A 16,924-nucleotide genomic window follows, 5' to 3' on the forward strand; every position below is an offset into this window, starting at 1 on the left:
GCGATTGTTGAATCCGGGGTATAATGGGTGTGTGAAAGGCCGATTACTTCTCAAGGAGGCCCATTATGAGCATGACCCACGTGAAAACGGACGCCTCGATGCCGGGCACGGCGATCATTGCAGCGGCTCTTGCGCTTTCGTGCCTGATGATAGGAGGTTGCTCCCCATCGAACGAAGAAACGGAAGCAGCACGCTCATCTGATTATACTGAAGGATACAATGCCGGGCTGTCTCAAGGCAAAGAAGATGGCTTCGCAGAGGGTCGCGATGCTGGTTATTCGGAAGGTCTTGAAAAGGCTGCTACTGAAGCAGAGTCTACCGAAGCCGGAAGTGTCGCCGATAGAACAATCGACACGCCCTATTACACGATCACTCTTCCCGAAGCATGGGAGGGTACCTACGAGTACGACTATGAAGCAGAGTTCGGCAATGCCTTAACCGCGTGGGGTGAAAGTTGTGAACGGGTAACTGTTACGAATAAAGCGGACGGAAAAACCATGTTCACGGTATGCTGCGGAACGGATGAATACGCGGGTGGCGGGAATGGTCTCATTGAGAAAGAAATCGGGCGTACTTCTTCCGATCCGGGTTACCGCGTGCTTCTTGGAAGAATGATATACTCGAACACTGAAAGCGAAGGCGGAGCGTCTGGCTCGGCTTACGGTCCGGATCGAACAGATGAGTATCTCAAGTACATCACCATTAAATAACCGAATGCTCCATTGAAAAAGCCGCGATTTGTGTCGCGGCTTTTTTGCGTCGTCTCCGCTCTTGGTGCTTGAAAGGACGAGAGGCGGGAGGAGACATGGGGGAAACGACTCGTGACCCGGCGGACGGTGGTTGGGGGTGCGCTCGTGCTGGGCGCGACCGCGATGACGCTGGGCTGCTTGGGCGGCGCACGCATCCGAAAAAGCTGACGCGCTCTAACACGCACGATGGCGTGCTTTGCGGGCGTTAGCCCAGCAGTTCGAAAGGCACGGCGTCTCCGATGCCGGAGGTTGCCAGGACGTCGCCGTCGGTGGTGACGAACACGGCTTCAAGCGCGGGATCGGCCTCGACGAACGCGAGCGCGCGGTCGGCTCCCATGATGATGAGCGCGGTGGAGAGCCCGTCGGCGTCGAGCGAGGTGCGCGCCACCAGGGTGGCGCTCAGCAGGTCGGTCTGCGCGGGGAAGCCGGTGCGCGGGTCGAGGATGTGGTGGTACAGCGTGCCGTCCCGCTCGAAGGCGCGCTCGTAGACGCCGCTCGTCACCACCGACCCGTCGCGCACGGACACGGTGGCGAACGAGTCCAGCAGCGGCAGCGCGCTCGAGGGGAGGGGCTTGCGGATGCCCACCCGCCACGGCGTGCCGTCGGGCTTGCCGCCCATCACGGCCACGTTGCCGCCGAGGTTGACCAGGGCGTGCTCCACGCCGCGCTCGCGCAGCAGCGCCAGGATGCCGTCGGCGATGTAGCCCTTCGCGATGCCGCCCAGGTCGATGCAGGCTTGCGGGTCGCGCAGCGTCACGGTCGTTCCTTCCACGGAAACGTCGCGGTAGTCGACGTGCCGCAGCGCCGCGGCCATGTCCTCGCGCGCAGGGATCACCTGCTGCTTGAAGTCCCACCGCTGCGTGGCGCTTCCCATGGTCACGTCGAACAGCCCGTCGGCTCGTTCGCAGTACGACAGCGCCGTTTCGATGAATGCTGCCAGCTCGGGGTCGACGTCGGTGGGGCGTCCCTCCGCGCGGTTGAGCCGGAACAGCTCGCTTGCGGGGTCGACGCGCGAGAACAGGAACTCGGAGCGGTCGCACCACGCCACGGCCTCGTCGAGGATGGCCTCATCGTCGGTTGAAGCGCTGATGGTGTTCGTGGTGTTGAACCGAAAGAAATCCCGAGAAACCATGCCGATCCCTTCAAGCTGGCTCGCAATACGTTACCAAACCAGTATACTTTCTTTTGGCGCGCGTCGGGAGGGCGGCGCACAAGCGGCGCGTCGGACGATCGCACGGCTCGCGAACGGCGGAGGGAAGGCGTATGGCGCGACCCGAACAACGAGGCATCGGCATCATCCAGCGATTCGACGCGTTCGACACGCTCGCCTTCTTCGCGTTCTGCATGAGCGTGCCGTTGTTCCTTCCCGTGCTCGAACTGTGGCACGGCATGACGGCGCCGGTGTCCGCGTCCTGGTCGTTCTTGCCGTCGGTCCCCTTCGCCAGCGCGATGTCGTTGGCAGCCATGTTCACGGCCCTCGCGTTCCTCTTCGTCTGCCTGCTCAAGACGGCGCATGCGCGCGTGAGCCGCACCATCATGCTGGTGGCGCTCGTCTGTTACGCCGTGGGGTACGCCCTGCTCGACCTGTGGAGCTTCGGCATGCTCGACGGATCCCTCGTCGAGGCCGGCTGCGGGCTCATGATGGGCTTCGGGGCGGCCGTCATGTGCCTCGTGTGGGTGAGCCGACTGCACGTGCTGGAATTCAGGCGCGCGCTCATGGTGACGTGGGTGGCCGGCTGCGCCCTGTTCGCAAGCGCCGCCCTGCTGCCGCTTCTGGGGGCGACGCCGGCGCGCATCGTGCTCAGCGTGGCGGCGGCGCTGTCCGTCGCGGGTTGCGCACGGCTGTTCTTCCGCTCCGAGCGCGAGGACGAGCGATCGGCGCAAACGGGCGTGAACTGGTGGGACGTGTTCGGCCATCTCGACGTGTCCGTGGTGGAGGGGACGGGGGACTTCAAAACGCCGCTCGCCCGCGCCCTGTTCTTCGCGGTGATGCCGTTCGCCATGCTGCTGCTGTTCGTGGCCGACAACAGCCTGGCGCAGGCGATGGACTGGGGTGTGGCCCCGCTCGCGCTGGCGGGCGTGCTGGCGATGGCGATCATGGTGCCGCTCATGCGCATGAAATCCGACCAGGCGCTCATCAACTTCTCGTACCGTTTCTTCCTGCCGCTCGTCGCCTTCGCGGCGTTCGCGGCCACGACGTTCGTCGATCCGCCGCTGCAGCGCGCGGTGATGGTGGTGGGCTCGCTCGCGTTCTGCGCCGTCTACGCGCTCGTGATGTCGGCGATGCTCGTCACCATGGCGGGGCGCATGCGCTCGCTCGCCCTGCCGGCCGCGGGCATCATGATCATCGTCGGCTGCCTGGTGTGCCTGCTGTCGGACGCCAGCATGGACTCGGGCGTGCTGGGCGCCTACCAATACCAGGTGCTCATCGTGCTGTTCGTGGCGATGGCCGTGGTGCTCATGGTCACGCCCAGCTCGCGGTTGTGGCGCGTGATGCTCGAGGGCATCGATGCCGTGGAGTCGAGCGCCCTCGACGCTCAGGAGGGCTACGTCCGCCGCTGCGCCGAGCTGTCGGAGGCGTACCACCTCACCGCGCGCGAGGCCGAGATCTTGCTGCTGCTGGGCCGCGGCCACACGTCGAGCTTCGTGGCCGACGAGCTGACGGTGGCGGAATCCACGGTGCGCAGCCATCGCAAGAACATCTACCGCAAGCTCGACGTCTCGTCGCGCGAGGAGCTGTTCAAGCTGCTCGACGGCGAGGGCGATCGGGGCGACGAGGGCGTTTAACCGTTCTCCCCCTTTTCGTTTAGAAGGAAAACACCAGGTAAAAGCCAAGTTCCCTCGTTTTGACGATGGATTCGGTTCCCGATAGCCCGTATGGTGGCCCCGTTGTCCAGGGATACCAAAGGGAGGCTCTTATGGAACTGCAGGTCACTCGTCGTGATTTCTTCAAGGGTAGCATCGTGGTCGCGCTGGGCGCGGCGGGCGCCGGCGTGCTCAGCTCGTGCGCGGGTGGAAACGCCGCAGCCAAAACCGACGGAGCGACGGCCGCCGCCGATGCGGGCGACGCCGCCAAGACGGTCACGCTTCATCGCGGCTACGGCGCAGCGCACGGCGACAAGTGCTTCACCAGCGTGGTCGTCGCCACGGCCGAGGACGGAACCATCCTCGCCGCCAGCGTGGACGACTACCAGTTCATGGCGGCCGACTCGGCGGGCATCACGCCCGTCCCGAACTCGGACGCCGGGTTCGCGGCCGGCTACGCCGAGGGCCAGGTGCTCATGTCGAAGATGCAGAACAACGATGCGTACTCGGCCATCATGAAGGAGAAGGCGCAGGCCACCACGCCGTGGCTCACGTCGATGAAGGCCATCGAGGGCTACTGCGCGGGCAAGAAGGCCGCCGATCTGACGAAGACGAACCTCGACGCGGTGTCGGGCGCCACTCTCGTCGACGCTCCCAACTACCTCAAGCTCGTGTCCGACGTGGCCCAAAGCGGCGACATCGTGACGACCGGCACGTACACCGGCGACGGCTCCGACCTCAAGCTGGGCCGCGTCAACGCGGCGGCGCACGGCGACAAGGCGTTCGCCGAGGCCGTCTCGCTCGTGCAGGGCGACGTGCTGGTGGCTGCGAGCATCGACGAGTTCCAGTTCAGCGACGCGGCCACCGACGGCCTCGTGCCCGTGCCGAACTCCGACGCCGGGTTCGCCGACGGCTACGCCGAGGGCGTGGTGCTCATGTCCAAGTCGGTGAACTCCGACGTGTACAGCGCCATGATGAAGGAGAAGGCGCAGGCCACCACGCCGTGGCTTGGATCCATGTCCGCCATCGAGGTGTTCATCGCCGGTCAGAAGATCGCCGACGTGAAGGCCAAGGGCCCCGACGCGGTTTCGGGCGCCACGCTCGTCGACACCGCCGGGTACGTCGAGGCCGCCGTTTCGGCTGCCAAGGCGGCGTAGCGTCCCCGCGTTCCGTTCCCCTCCGCGAAGCGAGCCGGTCGTCCTGCGAACCGGCTCGCTTCGCCGTTGCCGCAGGCGTTTCGCGCCGTGCGGTGTCGGGCGATGCGAGGCGCCGTTCGCCGTCCCGCTTGCGTATAATGGACCAGAGAGATCAAGGAGGCGGTTCATGGACGGTTTGCCGTACGGATGGCGGGAGCGCTCGCCCAAACAAGTTGCCGCCATCGTGCTGCTCATCCTCATGGCGATGGTGCTCAGCTTCGTCGAGCTGCCCGTGGTCCCGGGCGCCGAGTGGCTGAAGTACGACCCGTCGGGCATCGTGTCGCTTTTGGCCACCATCCTGTACGGGTCGTGGATCGGCGTGGGTGTGGCCGTGGCCTCGTGGATTCCGCACCTCGTCACCGATCCGCTGGGCGCGTTCATGAACATCATGGCCACCGTGTCGCTCATCCTCGTGGTGGGCACGGTGTACCGCCGCAAGCCCTGCCTGCTGCATGCGGTGCTGGGGTGCGCCGCCGGGGTGGTGGTGTCCTCGGCGGTTTCCATCTGCCTGAACTTCGTCGTGACGCCGCTGTACATGGGTGCCGCCTACGAGCAGGTGGCCGCGTTGGTGCTGCCGGCGCTGCTGCCGTTCAACGTGTTCAAGGCGCTGGCGAACTCCATCGTGGCCATCGTCTCGTACCGCAAGCTGGCCTCGCTGCTCGAGGATCAGGAAGGTAACCCGCTGGCTTCCGGGCGCGAACGGTTGTAGCTATCGACATTACAGCGATGATATCCTATAGTGTGAGAGTCGCGCAGGCCCGATAACGAAGAGAGGAGCTTCCTCTATGCAGATATCCAGCAGGTTCACCTTGGCGGTCCACATCTTCGCCTGTATCGATACGTTTCACGACGACAGGAAGGTCACGAGCGACTTCCTCGCCGGCAGCACTAACGTGAACCCCGTCATCGTGCGCAAGATATTGCTGCAGCTGAAGGCGGCGGGCCTCATCGGCGTGGCACGCGGCCGCGGGGGCGCGACCATCGCGAAGCCCCTGGCGGACATCACGTTCCTCGACATCTACCACGCAGTCGAGTGCATCGGGGACGACAAGCTGTTCCATTTCCACGACAACCCGAATGCCGCTTGTCCGGTGGGGCGGAGCATCCATTGCGTTTTGGACGACAAGCTCGACCGGGTTCAGAAGGCGATGGAGGACGAGCTTGCCGGAATCACGCTCGAGGACGTCATGCGTGATGTCCGAACGTGCATCGACGAATAGCGTCAGAGCGGCAATCGCGGGAAAGGGGCGGGAGCCCCTCTTCTTTTGCCAAATTTAATTGTAACCATTGACATTACAACTAAGCGACCTTACTATACAACTTGTAACCAAGACGGTTACAAATAGCCGATACCTTATAGGAGGATCATCATCATGAAGAACGTAGTCGAATTCCTTACTGCGAATCCGGTCCAGTACCTGGCCACCGTCGGCCGTGACGGAAAGGCGAAGTGCCGCCCCTTCATGTTCGCGGGCGAGAAGGACGGCAGGCTGTGGTTCGACACCAACATCACCAAAGATGTCTACAAGGACATGCAGGAGAATCCCGAAATCGAGATCAGCGTCTCCTCTCCCGATTACGCATGGATCCGCCTGCACGGCACGGCCGTCTTCTCCGACGACATGGCCGTCAAGGAGATGTGCATTGCCAACCCGATCGTGAAAGGCCAGTACGAGACTGCCGAGAACCCGATCTTCACCGTGTTCTACCTGGACAACCCCCATGGTTCCATTGCCGACTTCTCCGGCAATCCTCCGTACGAGTTCTAATCTCCGACAGGCAGGGACGCAGCCCCTCGTGCTGCCGGTCGCGTCTGCGATCGGCAGCACGAGGGGCCGTATCGACGGTGGAAGAATTCCTGGCAACCCGAACCAGCGTGAAGAAGGCGGTCATCAATGTTTTCAAAGACATCGACAGGGGGCTCTACGAGGGATTGCTCCGGTAGCGTCGACGGCCTACGGGCGGCGCTCGATAGGGCGGACGCTGTTCTGATCGGCGCCGGATCAGGCCTTTCGACCGCTGCCGGCTTCACCTATTCCGGGGCGCGCTTCGACCGGTTCTTCTCCGACTTCATCGACGCGTACGGCATCCCGGATCTCTACACGGGAGGATTCTGGCCTTTCAGCTCGCTGGAAGAACGTTGGGCATGGTGGAGTCGGCATATCTACTACAACCGGTACGTGCCTGCCCCCAAGCCCGTCTACGACGATGTGCTGCGACTCGTGCGGGACAAGGACTATTTCGTGCTGACGACCAACGTCGACCACCAGTTCCAATCCGCAGGGTTCGACAAGAAGCGCCTGTTCTATATGCAGGGCGACTACGGCTTGTGGCAATGCTCCGCGCCGTGCCATAGCGAGACGTACGATAACGAGACCGCCGTGCGCCGCATGGTTTCCGAACAGGAGGGCATGAGGATACCCTCCGAGCTGGTGCCCCGTTGCCCGAGATGCGGCAGGCCCATGACCATGAACCTGCGCGTCGACGGCTCGTTCGTGCAAGACGAGGGCTGGTATCGGGCGAAGGACCGCTACGACGATTACCTCCGTCGCCATGAGGGCATGCGCGTTCTGCTTCTGGAGCTTGGCGTGGGGATGAACACCCCTGTTTGGATCAAGTACCCGTTTTGGCGCATGGCGGAGCGTAACGAAAACGCCACGTACGCTTGCCTGAACCTTGGCGAGGCGTATGCACCTCCCGAAATCGCAGAAAGGTCGATATGCCTTGACGACGATATCGAATCAACGTTGAAACGTCTGATCGGATAAGCGTTCACGGCAAGAACGCCCTGTGCGCCGACACGCGCGTTGCGCAAACGTTGCAAAATCGCTCTTGACCCTTCGGTGGAATAGCCTAGAATAGGATGACATCAAGGACGCGAGCGCTTCTGAGCGCATCGAACGCGTCAAAGCCGACAAGGCGGCTGCGCTTCGCGCGAATACCTGGCGGTCCCGTTTCTGCGACGCGGACTGCGCGGCACGACCGCACGCCTGGCAAGCAGGTAGCATTCGGACCAGAAGGTTTGTTGGAATTCTGCGTCCTCAAATTCTCGTGTACATAACCGAATACTTTTGGTATCATCTATGGTTGCTGCTTAACGACGATATGCTTGAAGGAGCACTTTTGACCAAAGAAGATGTTATCGAGCTCGAGGGGACCGTCCTCGAAGCGCTGCCAAACGCTATGTTTAGGGTGGAGCTCGAAAATGGGCACAAGATATTGGCCCACATTTCCGGCAAGATGCGCATGCACTACATCAAGATCCTGCCGGGCGACAAAGTGACGGTCGAGCTGTCCGTCTACGATCTGAACCGCGGACGCATCACCTACCGGTTCAAGTAGCACCGCAAAGAGGTGCAGGTTGTGTCAACCTGTGCAGGATTTGTGTGCAAAGAGGGGGCTTGCGCCGTGCGCAAGCGGCACGAAGAGGAAAGCTATCACCTGCGGCTGGGTGTAACGATAGATATAAGAACGCATTAACCGAAAGGAAATGATTATGAAGGTACGTCCTTCGGTCAAGAAAATGTGCGATAAGTGCAAAATCATCCGACGCCATGGCAAGGTCCTCGTTATCTGCGAGAACCCGCGCCATAAGCAGCGTCAGGGCTAGGAAGAAAGAGGAGATATAACCTATGGCACGTCTTGTTGGTGTCGACCTTCCTCGCGACAAGCGCATTGAAGTCGGCTTGACCTACATCTACGGCATTGGCATGACCACCTCCAAGCAGATTCTTGCTGAGACCGGCGTTGACGGCAGCGTCCGCGTCAAGGATCTCACGGAGGATGACCTCACGAAGCTGCGCGACTACATTCAGGCGAACATCAAGGTGGAGGGCGACCTGCACCGCGAGGTTTCCCAGAACGTGAAGCGCCTCATGGAGATCGGTTGCTATCGTGGACTCCGCCATCGTCGCGGCCTGCCCGTTCGCGGACAGCGCACGCACACGAACGCGCGCACGCGCAAGGGTCCTCGTAAGCAAATCGGCGGAAAGAAAAAGTGAGGTAGTCTCAAGTGGCAGCTAAGAAAAACGTGCGCACGCGCATTAAGCGCTCTGAGCGTAAGAACATCGCCGTCGGCGCTGCGCATATCAAGTCTACGTTTAACAACACGATCGTGAGCATCACCGATCCTCAGGGTAATGTGATCTCCTGGCAGTCTGCCGGCACGGTTGGTTTCAAGGGTTCGCGCAAGTCCACGCCGTTCGCTGCGCAGATGGCCGCCGAGGCCGCTGCGAAGACGGCTATGGAGCATGGCCTGCGTAAGGTTTCCGTGTTCGTGAAGGGCCCGGGTTCGGGTCGCGAGACGGCTATCCGCTCTCTGCAGGCCGCCGGCCTCGAGATCGCCAGCATCCAGGATTGCACACCCATTCCGCACAACGGTTGCCGTCCGCGCAAGCGTCGTCGCGTGTAACTGAAAGGATCTAAGAATTATGGCTCGTTATACTGGAGCGGACTGCCGTCTGTGCCGTCGTGAAGGGGCGAAGCTTTTCCTTAAGGGCGATCGCTGCTACACGGAGAAGTGCGCACTCGAGCGCCGCAACTACGCGCCCGGCGAGGCCGGCAAGAAGCGCATCAAGGAAAGCGAATATCGCAACCAGCTGCGCGAGAAGCAGAAGACCAAGCGCATCTACGGTGTGCTCGAGAAGCAGTTCCGTCATTACTACGACCTCGCCGGTCGTCAGAAGGGCGTGACGGGTGAGAACCTGCTGCGCATCCTCGAAAGCCGTCTCGACAACGTCGTGTACCGTCTCGGCTTCGCGAAGTCTCGCGCCGAGGCTCGCCAGCAGGTGCGTCACGGTCACATCACCGTGAACGGCCGCCGCGTCGACATCCCGTCGTTCCGCGTCAAGCCGGGCGACCTCGTGGCCGTCGCGCCGAAGGCCAAGGACCTGCTCGTCATCAAGAGCGCGCTCATCTCGAACGAGCGCGTGCAGGTGCCTGCATGGCTCGAGGTCGACATCGAGAAACTTCAGGGTAGCGTACTTGCTCTTCCGCAGCGCGATCAGATCGATCTGGACATTCGCGAGCAGCTCATCGTCGAGCTTTACTCGAAATAATCGCGGCATAGTTAGGAGGCTTATCCCACATGACAGAGTTCATGAGGCCTACGGTAACAACGGAAGAAGTCAACGACACTGTCGCACGTTTCGTGGTCGAGCCGCTCGAGCGCGGTTACGGCTACACGTTGGGCAACTGCATGCGCCGCGTTCTGCTCTCCTCGCTGGATGGTGCGAAAGCCACCGCCATCCAGATCGAGGGTGTGCAGCATGAGTTCACGACGGCTGAAGGCGTCATCGAGGATATCACCGATATCGTCTTGAACGTCAAGGGGCTCGTGTTCTCCGCGTTGAACGATGACATCGAGGAAGCCACGGCACATGTGTCGGCGGAGGGTCCTTGCACGGTGACGGGTGCCGATCTCGACATCCCCACCGAGTTCACGCTGGTCAACCCGGAGCACGTCATCGCCACGGTCGCCGACGGCGGCCAGCTGGACATGACGGTTCGCATCGGCGTGGGCCGCGGATACGTGTCGGCCGAGCGCAACAAGCGCACGGAAGATCCTATCGGGGTCATCCATGTGGACTCGCTGTTCTCGCCGGTTCGTCGTTGCACGCTCAACGTTACCGACACCCGCGTGGGTCAGCGCACCGACTACGACAAGCTCGTGCTGGAGGTTGAGACGGACGGCAGCATCACGCCGACCGAGGCCGTGTGCCGCGCGTCCAACATCATCAACCAGTACATGGGAGCGTTTTTGAGCCTGTCCGACGTCGTCGACGAGGAAGAGGGCGAAGTTCCGTCCATCTTCGCGCCGGAGGGCCAGGAGTCCAATGCCGAGCTGGACAAGCAGATCGAGGACCTCGACCTGTCCGTCCGCTCGTACAACTGCCTGAAGCGTGCCGGCATCCACTCGGTGCGCCAGCTCGTTGAGTTCTCCGAAAACGACCTGCTGAACATCAGAAACTTTGGTGCGAAGTCCATTGAAGAAGTGAAGGACAAGCTCATTTCCATGGACCTCAATTTGAAGCTATAGGAGATACGAATCATGCGACACAACTACAAGGGCCGCAAGCTGGGCACTGACTTCAGCCACACCAAGGCCATGAAGAAGAGCTTGGTGAACGCCCTGTTCCTGAACGACCGCATCAAGACGGTCGAGTCCCGCGCCAAGGAGATCCGTCCGAACGTCGATAAGATCATCACGTGGGCCAAGCGTGGCGACCTGCATTCTCGTCGTCTCGCCATCGCGGCTCTGGGCGATAAGGATCTCGTGCGCGAGATCTTCGAGAAGGTCGAGCAGGGCATGTTCGCCGACCGCCAGGGCGGCTACACCCGCATCATGAAGCTTGGCAACCGCAAGGGCGACAACGCTCCTATGGTGATCATGGAGCTCGTGACCGAGCCCGTGAAGAAGAAGGAAGAGCCGAAGCCCGCCGCCAAGAAGGCGACGAAGAAGGCTGCTCCGAAGAAGGTCGAGGCTGCTGAGGAGGCTCCCAAGGAGGAGACCGCCGAAGCCAAGGCCGAGGAGAAGGTTGAGGCCAAGGTCGAGGAAGCCGCCGTCGAGGCTGCCGAGAAGGCCGAGGAAGCTGCCGCCGAGAACGCGGAAGCCGCCAAGGCTGAGACGGCCGACGCCAAGGAGGAAGAGGCTGCCAAGTAGCCCTTCTTTCCAGATAGTATTCCGAACGGGGACCTGCGGGTCCCCGTTCTGCGTTCCGGGGCCTGCCATCGAGGCGTTGCAGCTCCGTTGTCGCGCGGTTTCCCCACCGCGCCCATCCCCGTTCTACCATACAGAAAGAGGCGCTGCCGTTTCGGTACGCGCCGTATCTCGTTGAAAGAGGATCGTATGGCAGAACACACCACCGCTCCGGAGCCGGCTGAACAGGCTCCCGTCGAGGACGATGGCAGCCCCGACATGGCTGCCGAAGTCCTGCGCCATGCGCAGGACATGACCGACGACATCTTCCGCCACGGCCCCGAGGCCGCCGGCGACGTGAAAGCCCACGTGCAGGACATGACTGGCGACGTGCTGCATCACAGCCGCGTGGCCGCCGGCGACGTGAAGCGCGAGACGCCCGTGCTGATCGGCCACTTCTGGGAGACGCTCGGCGACCTGTTCGGGTCGGGCAAGGACGAATCCGAGAAAGCGGACGCGTCGGACGAGGCGTCGGACGACGGTACGAAGGATTAGAGGACGGCGAACCCCGGACGCTGTCGCACAGCCGTTTCGCTATCGTAGCGCTGCGGTGGTCGAGCGCGCGGGTCCCCCTCAGTACAATTGAGGGGTGAAGACGTCAAGCAATGCACGGTGCTTCGCGCCGTACGAAGTGAAAGGAGTCCGACATGGTTAAGACGACCACGAAGGAAGACATCCGCATCGACAAGGACGATGCTGAGGAGCTGAATCGCGAGGCGGCTGAAGATCTCGAGCGCATCGAGTACGAAGTGAAGCGCGAAGCCGAGCAGTACGTGGAAGCCGTCGACGGCGACGGCAACGAGAAGGAATCCGTCGAGGCGGCTGCCACCGCCTTCGATTTCGATCGAGCTGAAGCCGAGACGGAAGAACTGCTGATCAAGACAACCGGCGAAGCCGACGAAGCGTAACCCGACACCCCAACTTTTATTCGGAAGGAATACGATCATGGCTCAGAACGATACGACGAACGACGTGAAGAACGCGGCGCAGGATGCGGCGCACAACGTGAAGAACACCGCCCAGGACGCGGCCCACGACGTGAAGAACAACGTCAAGGACGCCTACCACGAGGCGAAGGCCGGCATGGCCGAGCGCAAGGCCGAGGACGACGCCGCGAAGAGCGAGCACCAGGTGGCACAGCAGACGGGCGACCCCGCGGCCGCCATGCGCGCGCAGCAGCACGAGCAGCGTCGCGACAACAAGCCCGAGGACTTCATGGAGTCCGTGAAGGACTCGCTGGGCAAGGCCGGAGAGGCCGTCAAGGAGGCCGCCGTGGAGGCCAAAGACAACGTCAAGGAAGGCGTCGATCACATCAAGGCGCGCATGTAGCGTCGCTTGGCGCAACGCGCATCTCCGCAATCCCTGCAATCCTCGAAGCCCGCGGCCGTGCTGCGGGCTTCTTCGCGCCTACGCGCGGCGCTTCGCCGGAAAACGATGCTTCGAAGCGCCTGCTTGCGTGATGGCGGGCAGCGCTTTGAGCACGCCGGCGGCGACGGAGCCGGTGAGCGTGCCCATGACGCAGGCGGCGATGAGCATGACGGGCAGGTTGATGAGGATGGCGGTGGTGTGCATGAGCGCCATCGCCATGAGCAGCTGGCCCGCATTGTGCAGGATGGCGGAGAGAACGCTGATAGCCACGATGCCGAACAGGTCGAGCTTCCAGGCCGCCAGCATGCCGACGAAGGCGAGCGCGCTGCCGGCCAGGCTGTACAGCATCATGGAGGGCGCCCCTACGAAGAAGGAGATGACCAGCACCTTCAGTATCATGATGCCGAGCGCCCAGCGCGGTCCCATCAGGTACAGGGCGATGAGCACCGCCACGTTGGCCAGGCCCAGCTTCACGCCGGGGATGGTCACCGGCAGCACGATGGTGGACTCGACGTAGCATAGCACCAGGGTGAGCGCCGCGAACAGTGCAAGGCGGGCGACGCGGAGGCTTCTCTCGGTCATGTTAGTTCTCCTCGTCTTCCACGATGCCCACGATCAGCTTGTGCGGCATGCAGATGATCATCTCGGCGGCGTTGTCGATGGAGCCTTGGTCGATGCAATCGTGCCCCGGGCAGTCCGAGGATTCCATGCGGGCGGAGCCGTCGGCCACGGTGACGACGTTCGTTCCCAGCGAGGTGGTGAACGTGTAGGAGCCGTCTTGGTCGAGCGGCAGCAGGTGCGTCTGCCCGTCGCCGTCGGTGACCTGGAGTTGGCGGTGGTCGGCGTTGGCGGCAACCGCCAACTGGATGCCGCCCCAGGCCAGCAGCGAGGCGGCCAGCACGGCGGCGATGAAGATGACGCCCGTCTTGCGGGGGCGGGCCGATGCGGGATGCTTCATAGGGCTTCGATCTCCAATCCGTCCGTCGAGGTGACGGTTCCGTCGGTTCTCACGTACACGACCTGCATGTCGCCCTGCTGCTGCACGAAGCCCGGACCGTCGTCGGGCCCCATGAGGAAGGCGATGGTGGACAGCGCGTCCCCGTCGAGGGAGCGCTCGCTGACGATGGTGGCGCTGGCCGTTCCGGTGCGCGCGGGCATGCCGGTGCGCGGGTCCAGCAGGTGGTGGTAGAGGACGCCGTCGCGCAGGAAGCTGCGCTCGTTGATGCCGCTCGCCACCACCGAGCGATCCGCGACCGACGTGGTGGCGAACAGGGTTCCGCGCGCTTGGTTGGGGTCTTGCAAGCCCACGCGCCATGCGCTGCCGTCGGGCTTCGTGCCCAGCGCGTACGTGTTGCCGCCCAGGTTGACGAGCGCGCTGCGGCAACCGTTGTCGCGCAGGAAGCCCACGATGTCGTCGGCGATGTAGCCTTTCGCGATGCCGCCGAGGTCGAGCTTTGCCAGCGGGTCGGTGAGGGTGACGGTGCGTTCGTCCAGGCCGACGGTGCGGAAGTCCACGTGCTCGAGCGCGTCGTTCAGCGCCGCGTCGTCGGGGACCACGCCGTTCTTGAAATCCCAGAGTTCGGACACGCTGCCGATGGTGGGGTCGAACAGGCCGTCCGAGAGCTCGCTGTAACGCAGCGCCGCGGCCAGCAGCTCCGCGGTTTCCCCGTGCACCTCCACGGGCATGCCGTCGGCGTGGTTGATGGCGTAGACGTCGCTGCCCTCGAGCGTGCGCGAGAAGATGCGCTCGAAGTACTGCAGGCGCTCCTCCACCTGGGAAAGCGCTTCGCCGGCTCCGTAGGCTTCGATGGTGACGACGGTGTCGAAAGCGAACGCGGACAGCTTTTCGGGTTTGTCGGCGTCGCTTGCCTCCGATGCGTCCGCGGACGCGATGGTCCCGCAGCCGTGCAGGCAGGCGGGAACGGCCGCCCCGAGAAGGGCGAGCGCGGAGAGCGAAACGAACGATCTGCGGGTGAGCATGTTCCTCGTCCTTCCTCGGTTCGAGCGGGGTTCAAGGGATCCTCGGCGCCGCCCAGGGAGGGGGAGGAGGCGGCGCCGAGGCCGTGCGATGCGGAGCGTGTGCGCACGCGTCCGCGCGGGTCGGTTAGTTCTGGGCGATGGCTTCCGCAGCCAGCTTCCCGGAGGTGAGCGCCCAGCCGTTGTTGGCGCCGGAGGGCGAGTTGGAGCCCATCACGCCGCCGACCACTTCGCCGGCCGCGTACAGCCCCGCGATCGGCTGATCGCTCGTGTTCATGACCTGCAGCGACTCGTTGATGACGAGGCCGCCCATGGTGGTGGCGTAGCGGGGCTTCTGCTCCACCAGGTAGTACGGGCCGTCACCGATCTTGTTCTGCAGGTACTCGCCGGAGCGGCCGAATTCGTCGGTGCCGGCATCGACGCCTGCGTTGTACGCGTCGATCGTCTGCTGCAGCGTCGTAGCGTCCATACCGACGGTTTTCGCCAGATCTTCGATGGAGTCGCCGTGGGCGAATACCGGCGTGGAGCTGCCGTTCTCCTCGAGCCATCCCTCGACGGCCTTCTCGCTGAAACCGGTGTCCTTGAGCTTGGTGCTCCACACGTCGTAGTTTTCCTGATCCATCAGCAGGTACAGCATGGAATCGGTCTGCTCGACCTCCGCTTCCAGGATGTCGTGGTTGCTGGCCTTCTCGTTGACCACGCGCTCGCCCTCGGGGTTCACGAGGATGGCGCTCATGGGCCATACGAGGATGTTCCCGTCGATGGTGGACTTGGCGCGACCGGCCGAAACTTCCACGCCGTTGGGGTAGCGCTTAGCGTACTCGAGCATGCGGGTGGCCGCGTTCACGTCGTCGGCGGTGGCCATGGTCAGGCCGTCGCCGGTGGAGGAAGCCAGGCCGTAGTAGAGCGAGGTGTCCTTCAGCTCGTCGGTCAGCCACTCGTCGCTGTTGCCGTAGCCGCCGGTGGCCAGCACCACGGAGTCGGCCTTGATGGTGTAGGTGGTGCCGTCCTTGGCCGTGGCCACCAGGCCGGTGACCGCGCCGTTGTCGGTGGTCAGCTTGTCGGCCGTCGTGCTCAGCAGCACCTCGGCGCCGGATTCGGCGACGGCCGTGCGCAGCGACTCGGTGGCGCCGGCGCCACCGCCCGCATAAGCAAGCTCGCGGTCGTGGGTGTACTCGGCCAGGTCGTGCAGGCCGCCTTCCATGTTGTACTCGACGCCGCAGAACTCGTGCACCCAGTCGGTGGTTTCGCCGACGTTGTTGGCGTACAGGCTGATGAGCTCGGGCACGCAGATGTCCTCGCCGTTCGCCTGGAAGTCTTCGATCATCGACTCCGCGGAGTCGTCGGTGACACCCGCTTCCTGCTGCAGCTTGCTGCCCGTAACCACCTGGTTGCCGCCGCTCACGGAGATGGAGCCGCCCAGGCGGTACGTCTTCTCGACGAGGATGACGTGCTTGCCCAGCTCTTGCAGGCGGATGGTGGCTGCCATGCCGGCACCGCCGCCGCCCACGACCACCACGTCGGCTTCCTTCTCGACGGTGGCGGTGGACTGCTCGGAGGTCGGCACCTTCTTGAGCGCGCTCGCGTCGCCGCCGGCCTGCTCAACCGCGTCGGTGACGGCGGCGATCAGGCCCATGCTGGAAAGCGTGGCGCCCGACATGGTGTCGACGCCCAGGCTTTGGTACTTCACGATATCTTCGGGCAGCGTCTCGAGCGCGCCCGTTGCCACCGTGGGGGTCTCGGACTGGGAAACCACGTCGATGGACTCGATGGCGGTGTCGCTGAACGTCACCTCGACGGTGATGTCGCCGCCGTTGCCCGAGCCGACGCCCGTGTACGTGCCGGCGTTGTAGTGCGCCTCCTGGGTGGACGAGCTGCTTGTGCCCTGGGGAGCGCAGCCGACCAGCCCCGAGAAAACCAGCATCAAGCTCAGCGCGCATGCGAAGAACCATGCGCCCCTTCCCCTCGATCGAACGACCCGCTGCGATGCGGCGGGTTCGGTCCGCTTCTCTCTCATCGTACCTCCTTCGTCAGTGTTCATTGCAGAGCCTCCTGCTCCTTGCCGCATACTACGAAGGACGGGGATGCGCCGGTAGACCCCCAACGGGTTCACTTTGCCGTCGCGGGGGATG

General features: G+C 63.3%; 22 protein-coding genes. 17 read left to right on the forward strand and 5 right to left on the reverse strand.

The features are described 5' to 3' along the window. Positions 1 to 65 precede the first annotated feature (65 nt). On the forward strand, positions 66 to 710 hold the full coding sequence (locus tag H8S61_RS07645) for a hypothetical protein (RefSeq protein WP_186938566.1): 645 nt from the start codon (positions 66 to 68) through the stop codon (positions 708 to 710). A 244-nt stretch (positions 711 to 954) separates the two neighbouring features. Here H8S61_RS07645 and H8S61_RS07650 read toward each other — a convergent pair whose 3' ends face one another. Beyond that, entirely contained in the window at positions 955 to 1,881 is a 927-nt protein-coding gene (locus H8S61_RS07650; protein WP_186938567.1) for an FAD:protein FMN transferase, read from the reverse strand. Between the two features lie 131 nt (positions 1,882 to 2,012). On the opposite strand from H8S61_RS07650, the gene H8S61_RS07655 reads away from it, so the two are divergent. The 16 genes from H8S61_RS07655 to H8S61_RS07730 all read left to right on the forward strand — a co-directional run bounded on the left by H8S61_RS07655 (position 2,013) and on the right by H8S61_RS07730 (position 12,776). Continuing rightward, the gene (locus tag H8S61_RS07655; protein WP_186938568.1) at positions 2,013 to 3,536 is read left to right on the forward strand and encodes a helix-turn-helix transcriptional regulator; all 1,524 of its coding nucleotides are present in this window, start codon (positions 2,013 to 2,015) and stop codon (positions 3,534 to 3,536) included. Positions 3,537 to 3,667: 131 nt separating this feature from the next. Continuing rightward, positions 3,668 to 4,711 (forward strand): TAT pathway signal sequence, encoded by a 1,044-nt coding sequence (locus tag H8S61_RS07660; protein WP_186938569.1) that lies wholly within the window; start codon positions 3,668 to 3,670, stop codon positions 4,709 to 4,711. Between the two features lie 166 nt (positions 4,712 to 4,877). Continuing rightward, a complete protein-coding gene (locus tag H8S61_RS07665) occupies positions 4,878 to 5,459 on the forward strand; it encodes an ECF transporter S component (RefSeq protein ID WP_160941435.1) in 582 nt (193 codons plus the stop codon). Positions 5,460 to 5,535: 76 nt separating this feature from the next. Next, positions 5,536 to 5,970, forward strand: coding sequence for an Rrf2 family transcriptional regulator (locus H8S61_RS07670; RefSeq protein WP_186938570.1), 435 nt, complete (start codon positions 5,536 to 5,538; stop codon positions 5,968 to 5,970). A 153-nt stretch (positions 5,971 to 6,123) separates the two neighbouring features. Continuing rightward, a complete protein-coding gene (locus H8S61_RS07675) occupies positions 6,124 to 6,519 on the forward strand; it encodes a pyridoxamine 5'-phosphate oxidase family protein (protein WP_186938571.1) in 396 nt (131 codons plus the stop codon). Between the two features lie 126 nt (positions 6,520 to 6,645). Continuing rightward, entirely contained in the window at positions 6,646 to 7,518 is an 873-nt protein-coding gene (locus tag H8S61_RS07680; protein ID WP_186938572.1) for an SIR2 family NAD-dependent protein deacylase, read from the forward strand. Between the two features lie 355 nt (positions 7,519 to 7,873). After that, a complete protein-coding gene (gene infA / locus H8S61_RS07685; RefSeq protein WP_009306918.1) occupies positions 7,874 to 8,092 on the forward strand; it encodes a translation initiation factor IF-1 in 219 nt (72 codons plus the stop codon). A gap of 154 nt (positions 8,093 to 8,246) precedes the next feature. Further along, complete coding sequence (gene rpmJ, locus H8S61_RS07690) at positions 8,247 to 8,360, forward strand: 50S ribosomal protein L36 (protein WP_006363204.1); 114 nt, start codon at positions 8,247 to 8,249, stop codon at positions 8,358 to 8,360. Between the two features lie 22 nt (positions 8,361 to 8,382). Next, complete coding sequence (gene rpsM, locus H8S61_RS07695) at positions 8,383 to 8,751, forward strand: 30S ribosomal protein S13 (RefSeq protein ID WP_114546334.1); 369 nt, start codon at positions 8,383 to 8,385, stop codon at positions 8,749 to 8,751. Between the two features lie 11 nt (positions 8,752 to 8,762). Further along, positions 8,763 to 9,161, forward strand: a complete 399-nt coding sequence (gene rpsK / locus H8S61_RS07700; protein ID WP_009306916.1) for a 30S ribosomal protein S11 — start codon at positions 8,763 to 8,765, stop codon at positions 9,159 to 9,161. Positions 9,162 to 9,180: 19 nt separating this feature from the next. Next, positions 9,181 to 9,807: a 30S ribosomal protein S4 gene (gene rpsD, locus H8S61_RS07705; protein ID WP_154332801.1), complete on the forward strand. Its 627-nt coding sequence runs from the start codon at positions 9,181 to 9,183 to the stop codon at positions 9,805 to 9,807. A gap of 29 nt (positions 9,808 to 9,836) precedes the next feature. After that, positions 9,837 to 10,787, forward strand: a complete 951-nt coding sequence (locus H8S61_RS07710; protein WP_101720734.1) for a DNA-directed RNA polymerase subunit alpha — start codon at positions 9,837 to 9,839, stop codon at positions 10,785 to 10,787. A 12-nt stretch (positions 10,788 to 10,799) separates the two neighbouring features. Beyond that, positions 10,800 to 11,411, forward strand: a complete 612-nt coding sequence (rplQ, locus tag H8S61_RS07715) for a 50S ribosomal protein L17 (RefSeq protein ID WP_154332802.1) — start codon at positions 10,800 to 10,802, stop codon at positions 11,409 to 11,411. A 186-nt stretch (positions 11,412 to 11,597) separates the two neighbouring features. Further along, the gene (locus H8S61_RS07720) at positions 11,598 to 11,942 is read left to right on the forward strand and encodes a hypothetical protein (RefSeq protein ID WP_160941432.1); all 345 of its coding nucleotides are present in this window, start codon (positions 11,598 to 11,600) and stop codon (positions 11,940 to 11,942) included. A gap of 152 nt (positions 11,943 to 12,094) precedes the next feature. Beyond that, positions 12,095 to 12,355 (forward strand): BAG1 BAG family molecular chaperone regulator 1, encoded by a 261-nt coding sequence (locus H8S61_RS07725; protein ID WP_154332804.1) that lies wholly within the window; start codon positions 12,095 to 12,097, stop codon positions 12,353 to 12,355. A gap of 37 nt (positions 12,356 to 12,392) precedes the next feature. After that, a complete protein-coding gene (locus H8S61_RS07730; protein ID WP_160941431.1) occupies positions 12,393 to 12,776 on the forward strand; it encodes a hypothetical protein in 384 nt (127 codons plus the stop codon). A 78-nt stretch (positions 12,777 to 12,854) separates the two neighbouring features. On the opposite strand, the gene H8S61_RS07735 is transcribed toward H8S61_RS07730, so the two are convergent. The 4 genes from H8S61_RS07735 to H8S61_RS07750 form a co-directional block, all read right to left on the reverse strand. Then, complete coding sequence (locus H8S61_RS07735; RefSeq protein ID WP_186938573.1) at positions 12,855 to 13,397, reverse strand: Gx transporter family protein; 543 nt, start codon at positions 13,395 to 13,397, stop codon at positions 12,855 to 12,857. A gap of 1 nt (position 13,398) precedes the next feature. Next, positions 13,399 to 13,773 (reverse strand): NusG domain II-containing protein, encoded by a 375-nt coding sequence (locus H8S61_RS07740; RefSeq protein ID WP_186938574.1) that lies wholly within the window; start codon positions 13,771 to 13,773, stop codon positions 13,399 to 13,401. After that, positions 13,770 to 14,795, reverse strand: coding sequence for an FAD:protein FMN transferase (locus tag H8S61_RS07745; RefSeq protein WP_186938575.1), 1,026 nt, complete (start codon positions 14,793 to 14,795; stop codon positions 13,770 to 13,772). Before H8S61_RS07745 ends, H8S61_RS07740 begins: the two co-directional genes overlap by 4 nt. A gap of 124 nt (positions 14,796 to 14,919) precedes the next feature. Continuing rightward, positions 14,920 to 16,809, reverse strand: coding sequence for an FAD-dependent oxidoreductase (locus H8S61_RS07750; RefSeq protein WP_186938576.1), 1,890 nt, complete (start codon positions 16,807 to 16,809; stop codon positions 14,920 to 14,922). Between the last annotated feature and the right edge of the window lie 115 nt (positions 16,810 to 16,924).

Origin of the sequence: Eggerthella hominis (assembly GCF_014287365.1) — a bacterium.
GTDB lineage: Bacteria > Actinomycetota > Coriobacteriia > Coriobacteriales > Eggerthellaceae > Eggerthella > Eggerthella guodeyinii.

Bases quoted from the DNA above. Each gene is read 5' to 3' on its own strand.
- H8S61_RS07720 (WP_160941432.1), top strand. From the start codon at position 11,598: ATGGCAGAACACACCACCGCTCCGGAGCCGGCTGAACAGGCTCCCGTC.
- H8S61_RS07735 (WP_186938573.1), bottom strand. From the start codon at position 13,397: ATGACCGAGAGAAGCCTCCGCGTCGCCCGCCTTGCACTGTTCGCGGCG.
- H8S61_RS07730 (WP_160941431.1), top strand. From the start codon at position 12,393: ATGGCTCAGAACGATACGACGAACGACGTGAAGAACGCGGCGCAGGAT.
- H8S61_RS07645 (WP_186938566.1), top strand. From the start codon at position 66: ATGAGCATGACCCACGTGAAAACGGACGCCTCGATGCCGGGCACGGCG.
- H8S61_RS07655 (WP_186938568.1), top strand. From the start codon at position 2,013: ATGGCGCGACCCGAACAACGAGGCATCGGCATCATCCAGCGATTCGAC.
- H8S61_RS07710 (WP_101720734.1), top strand. From the start codon at position 9,837: ATGACAGAGTTCATGAGGCCTACGGTAACAACGGAAGAAGTCAACGAC.
- H8S61_RS07665 (WP_160941435.1), top strand. From the start codon at position 4,878: ATGGACGGTTTGCCGTACGGATGGCGGGAGCGCTCGCCCAAACAAGTT.
- H8S61_RS07750 (WP_186938576.1), bottom strand. From the start codon at position 16,809: ATGAGAGAGAAGCGGACCGAACCCGCCGCATCGCAGCGGGTCGTTCGA.
- rpsD (WP_154332801.1), top strand. From the start codon at position 9,181: ATGGCTCGTTATACTGGAGCGGACTGCCGTCTGTGCCGTCGTGAAGGG.
- H8S61_RS07725 (WP_154332804.1), top strand. From the start codon at position 12,095: ATGGTTAAGACGACCACGAAGGAAGACATCCGCATCGACAAGGACGAT.
- H8S61_RS07650 (WP_186938567.1), bottom strand. From the start codon at position 1,881: ATGGTTTCTCGGGATTTCTTTCGGTTCAACACCACGAACACCATCAGC.
- rplQ (WP_154332802.1), top strand. From the start codon at position 10,800: ATGCGACACAACTACAAGGGCCGCAAGCTGGGCACTGACTTCAGCCAC.
- H8S61_RS07670 (WP_186938570.1), top strand. From the start codon at position 5,536: ATGCAGATATCCAGCAGGTTCACCTTGGCGGTCCACATCTTCGCCTGT.
- rpsM (WP_114546334.1), top strand. From the start codon at position 8,383: ATGGCACGTCTTGTTGGTGTCGACCTTCCTCGCGACAAGCGCATTGAA.
- H8S61_RS07660 (WP_186938569.1), top strand. From the start codon at position 3,668: ATGGAACTGCAGGTCACTCGTCGTGATTTCTTCAAGGGTAGCATCGTG.
- rpmJ (WP_006363204.1), top strand. From the start codon at position 8,247: ATGAAGGTACGTCCTTCGGTCAAGAAAATGTGCGATAAGTGCAAAATC.
- H8S61_RS07740 (WP_186938574.1), bottom strand. From the start codon at position 13,773: ATGAAGCATCCCGCATCGGCCCGCCCCCGCAAGACGGGCGTCATCTTC.
- H8S61_RS07680 (WP_186938572.1), top strand. From the start codon at position 6,646: ATGTTTTCAAAGACATCGACAGGGGGCTCTACGAGGGATTGCTCCGGT.
- H8S61_RS07675 (WP_186938571.1), top strand. From the start codon at position 6,124: ATGAAGAACGTAGTCGAATTCCTTACTGCGAATCCGGTCCAGTACCTG.
- H8S61_RS07745 (WP_186938575.1), bottom strand. From the start codon at position 14,795: ATGCTCACCCGCAGATCGTTCGTTTCGCTCTCCGCGCTCGCCCTTCTC.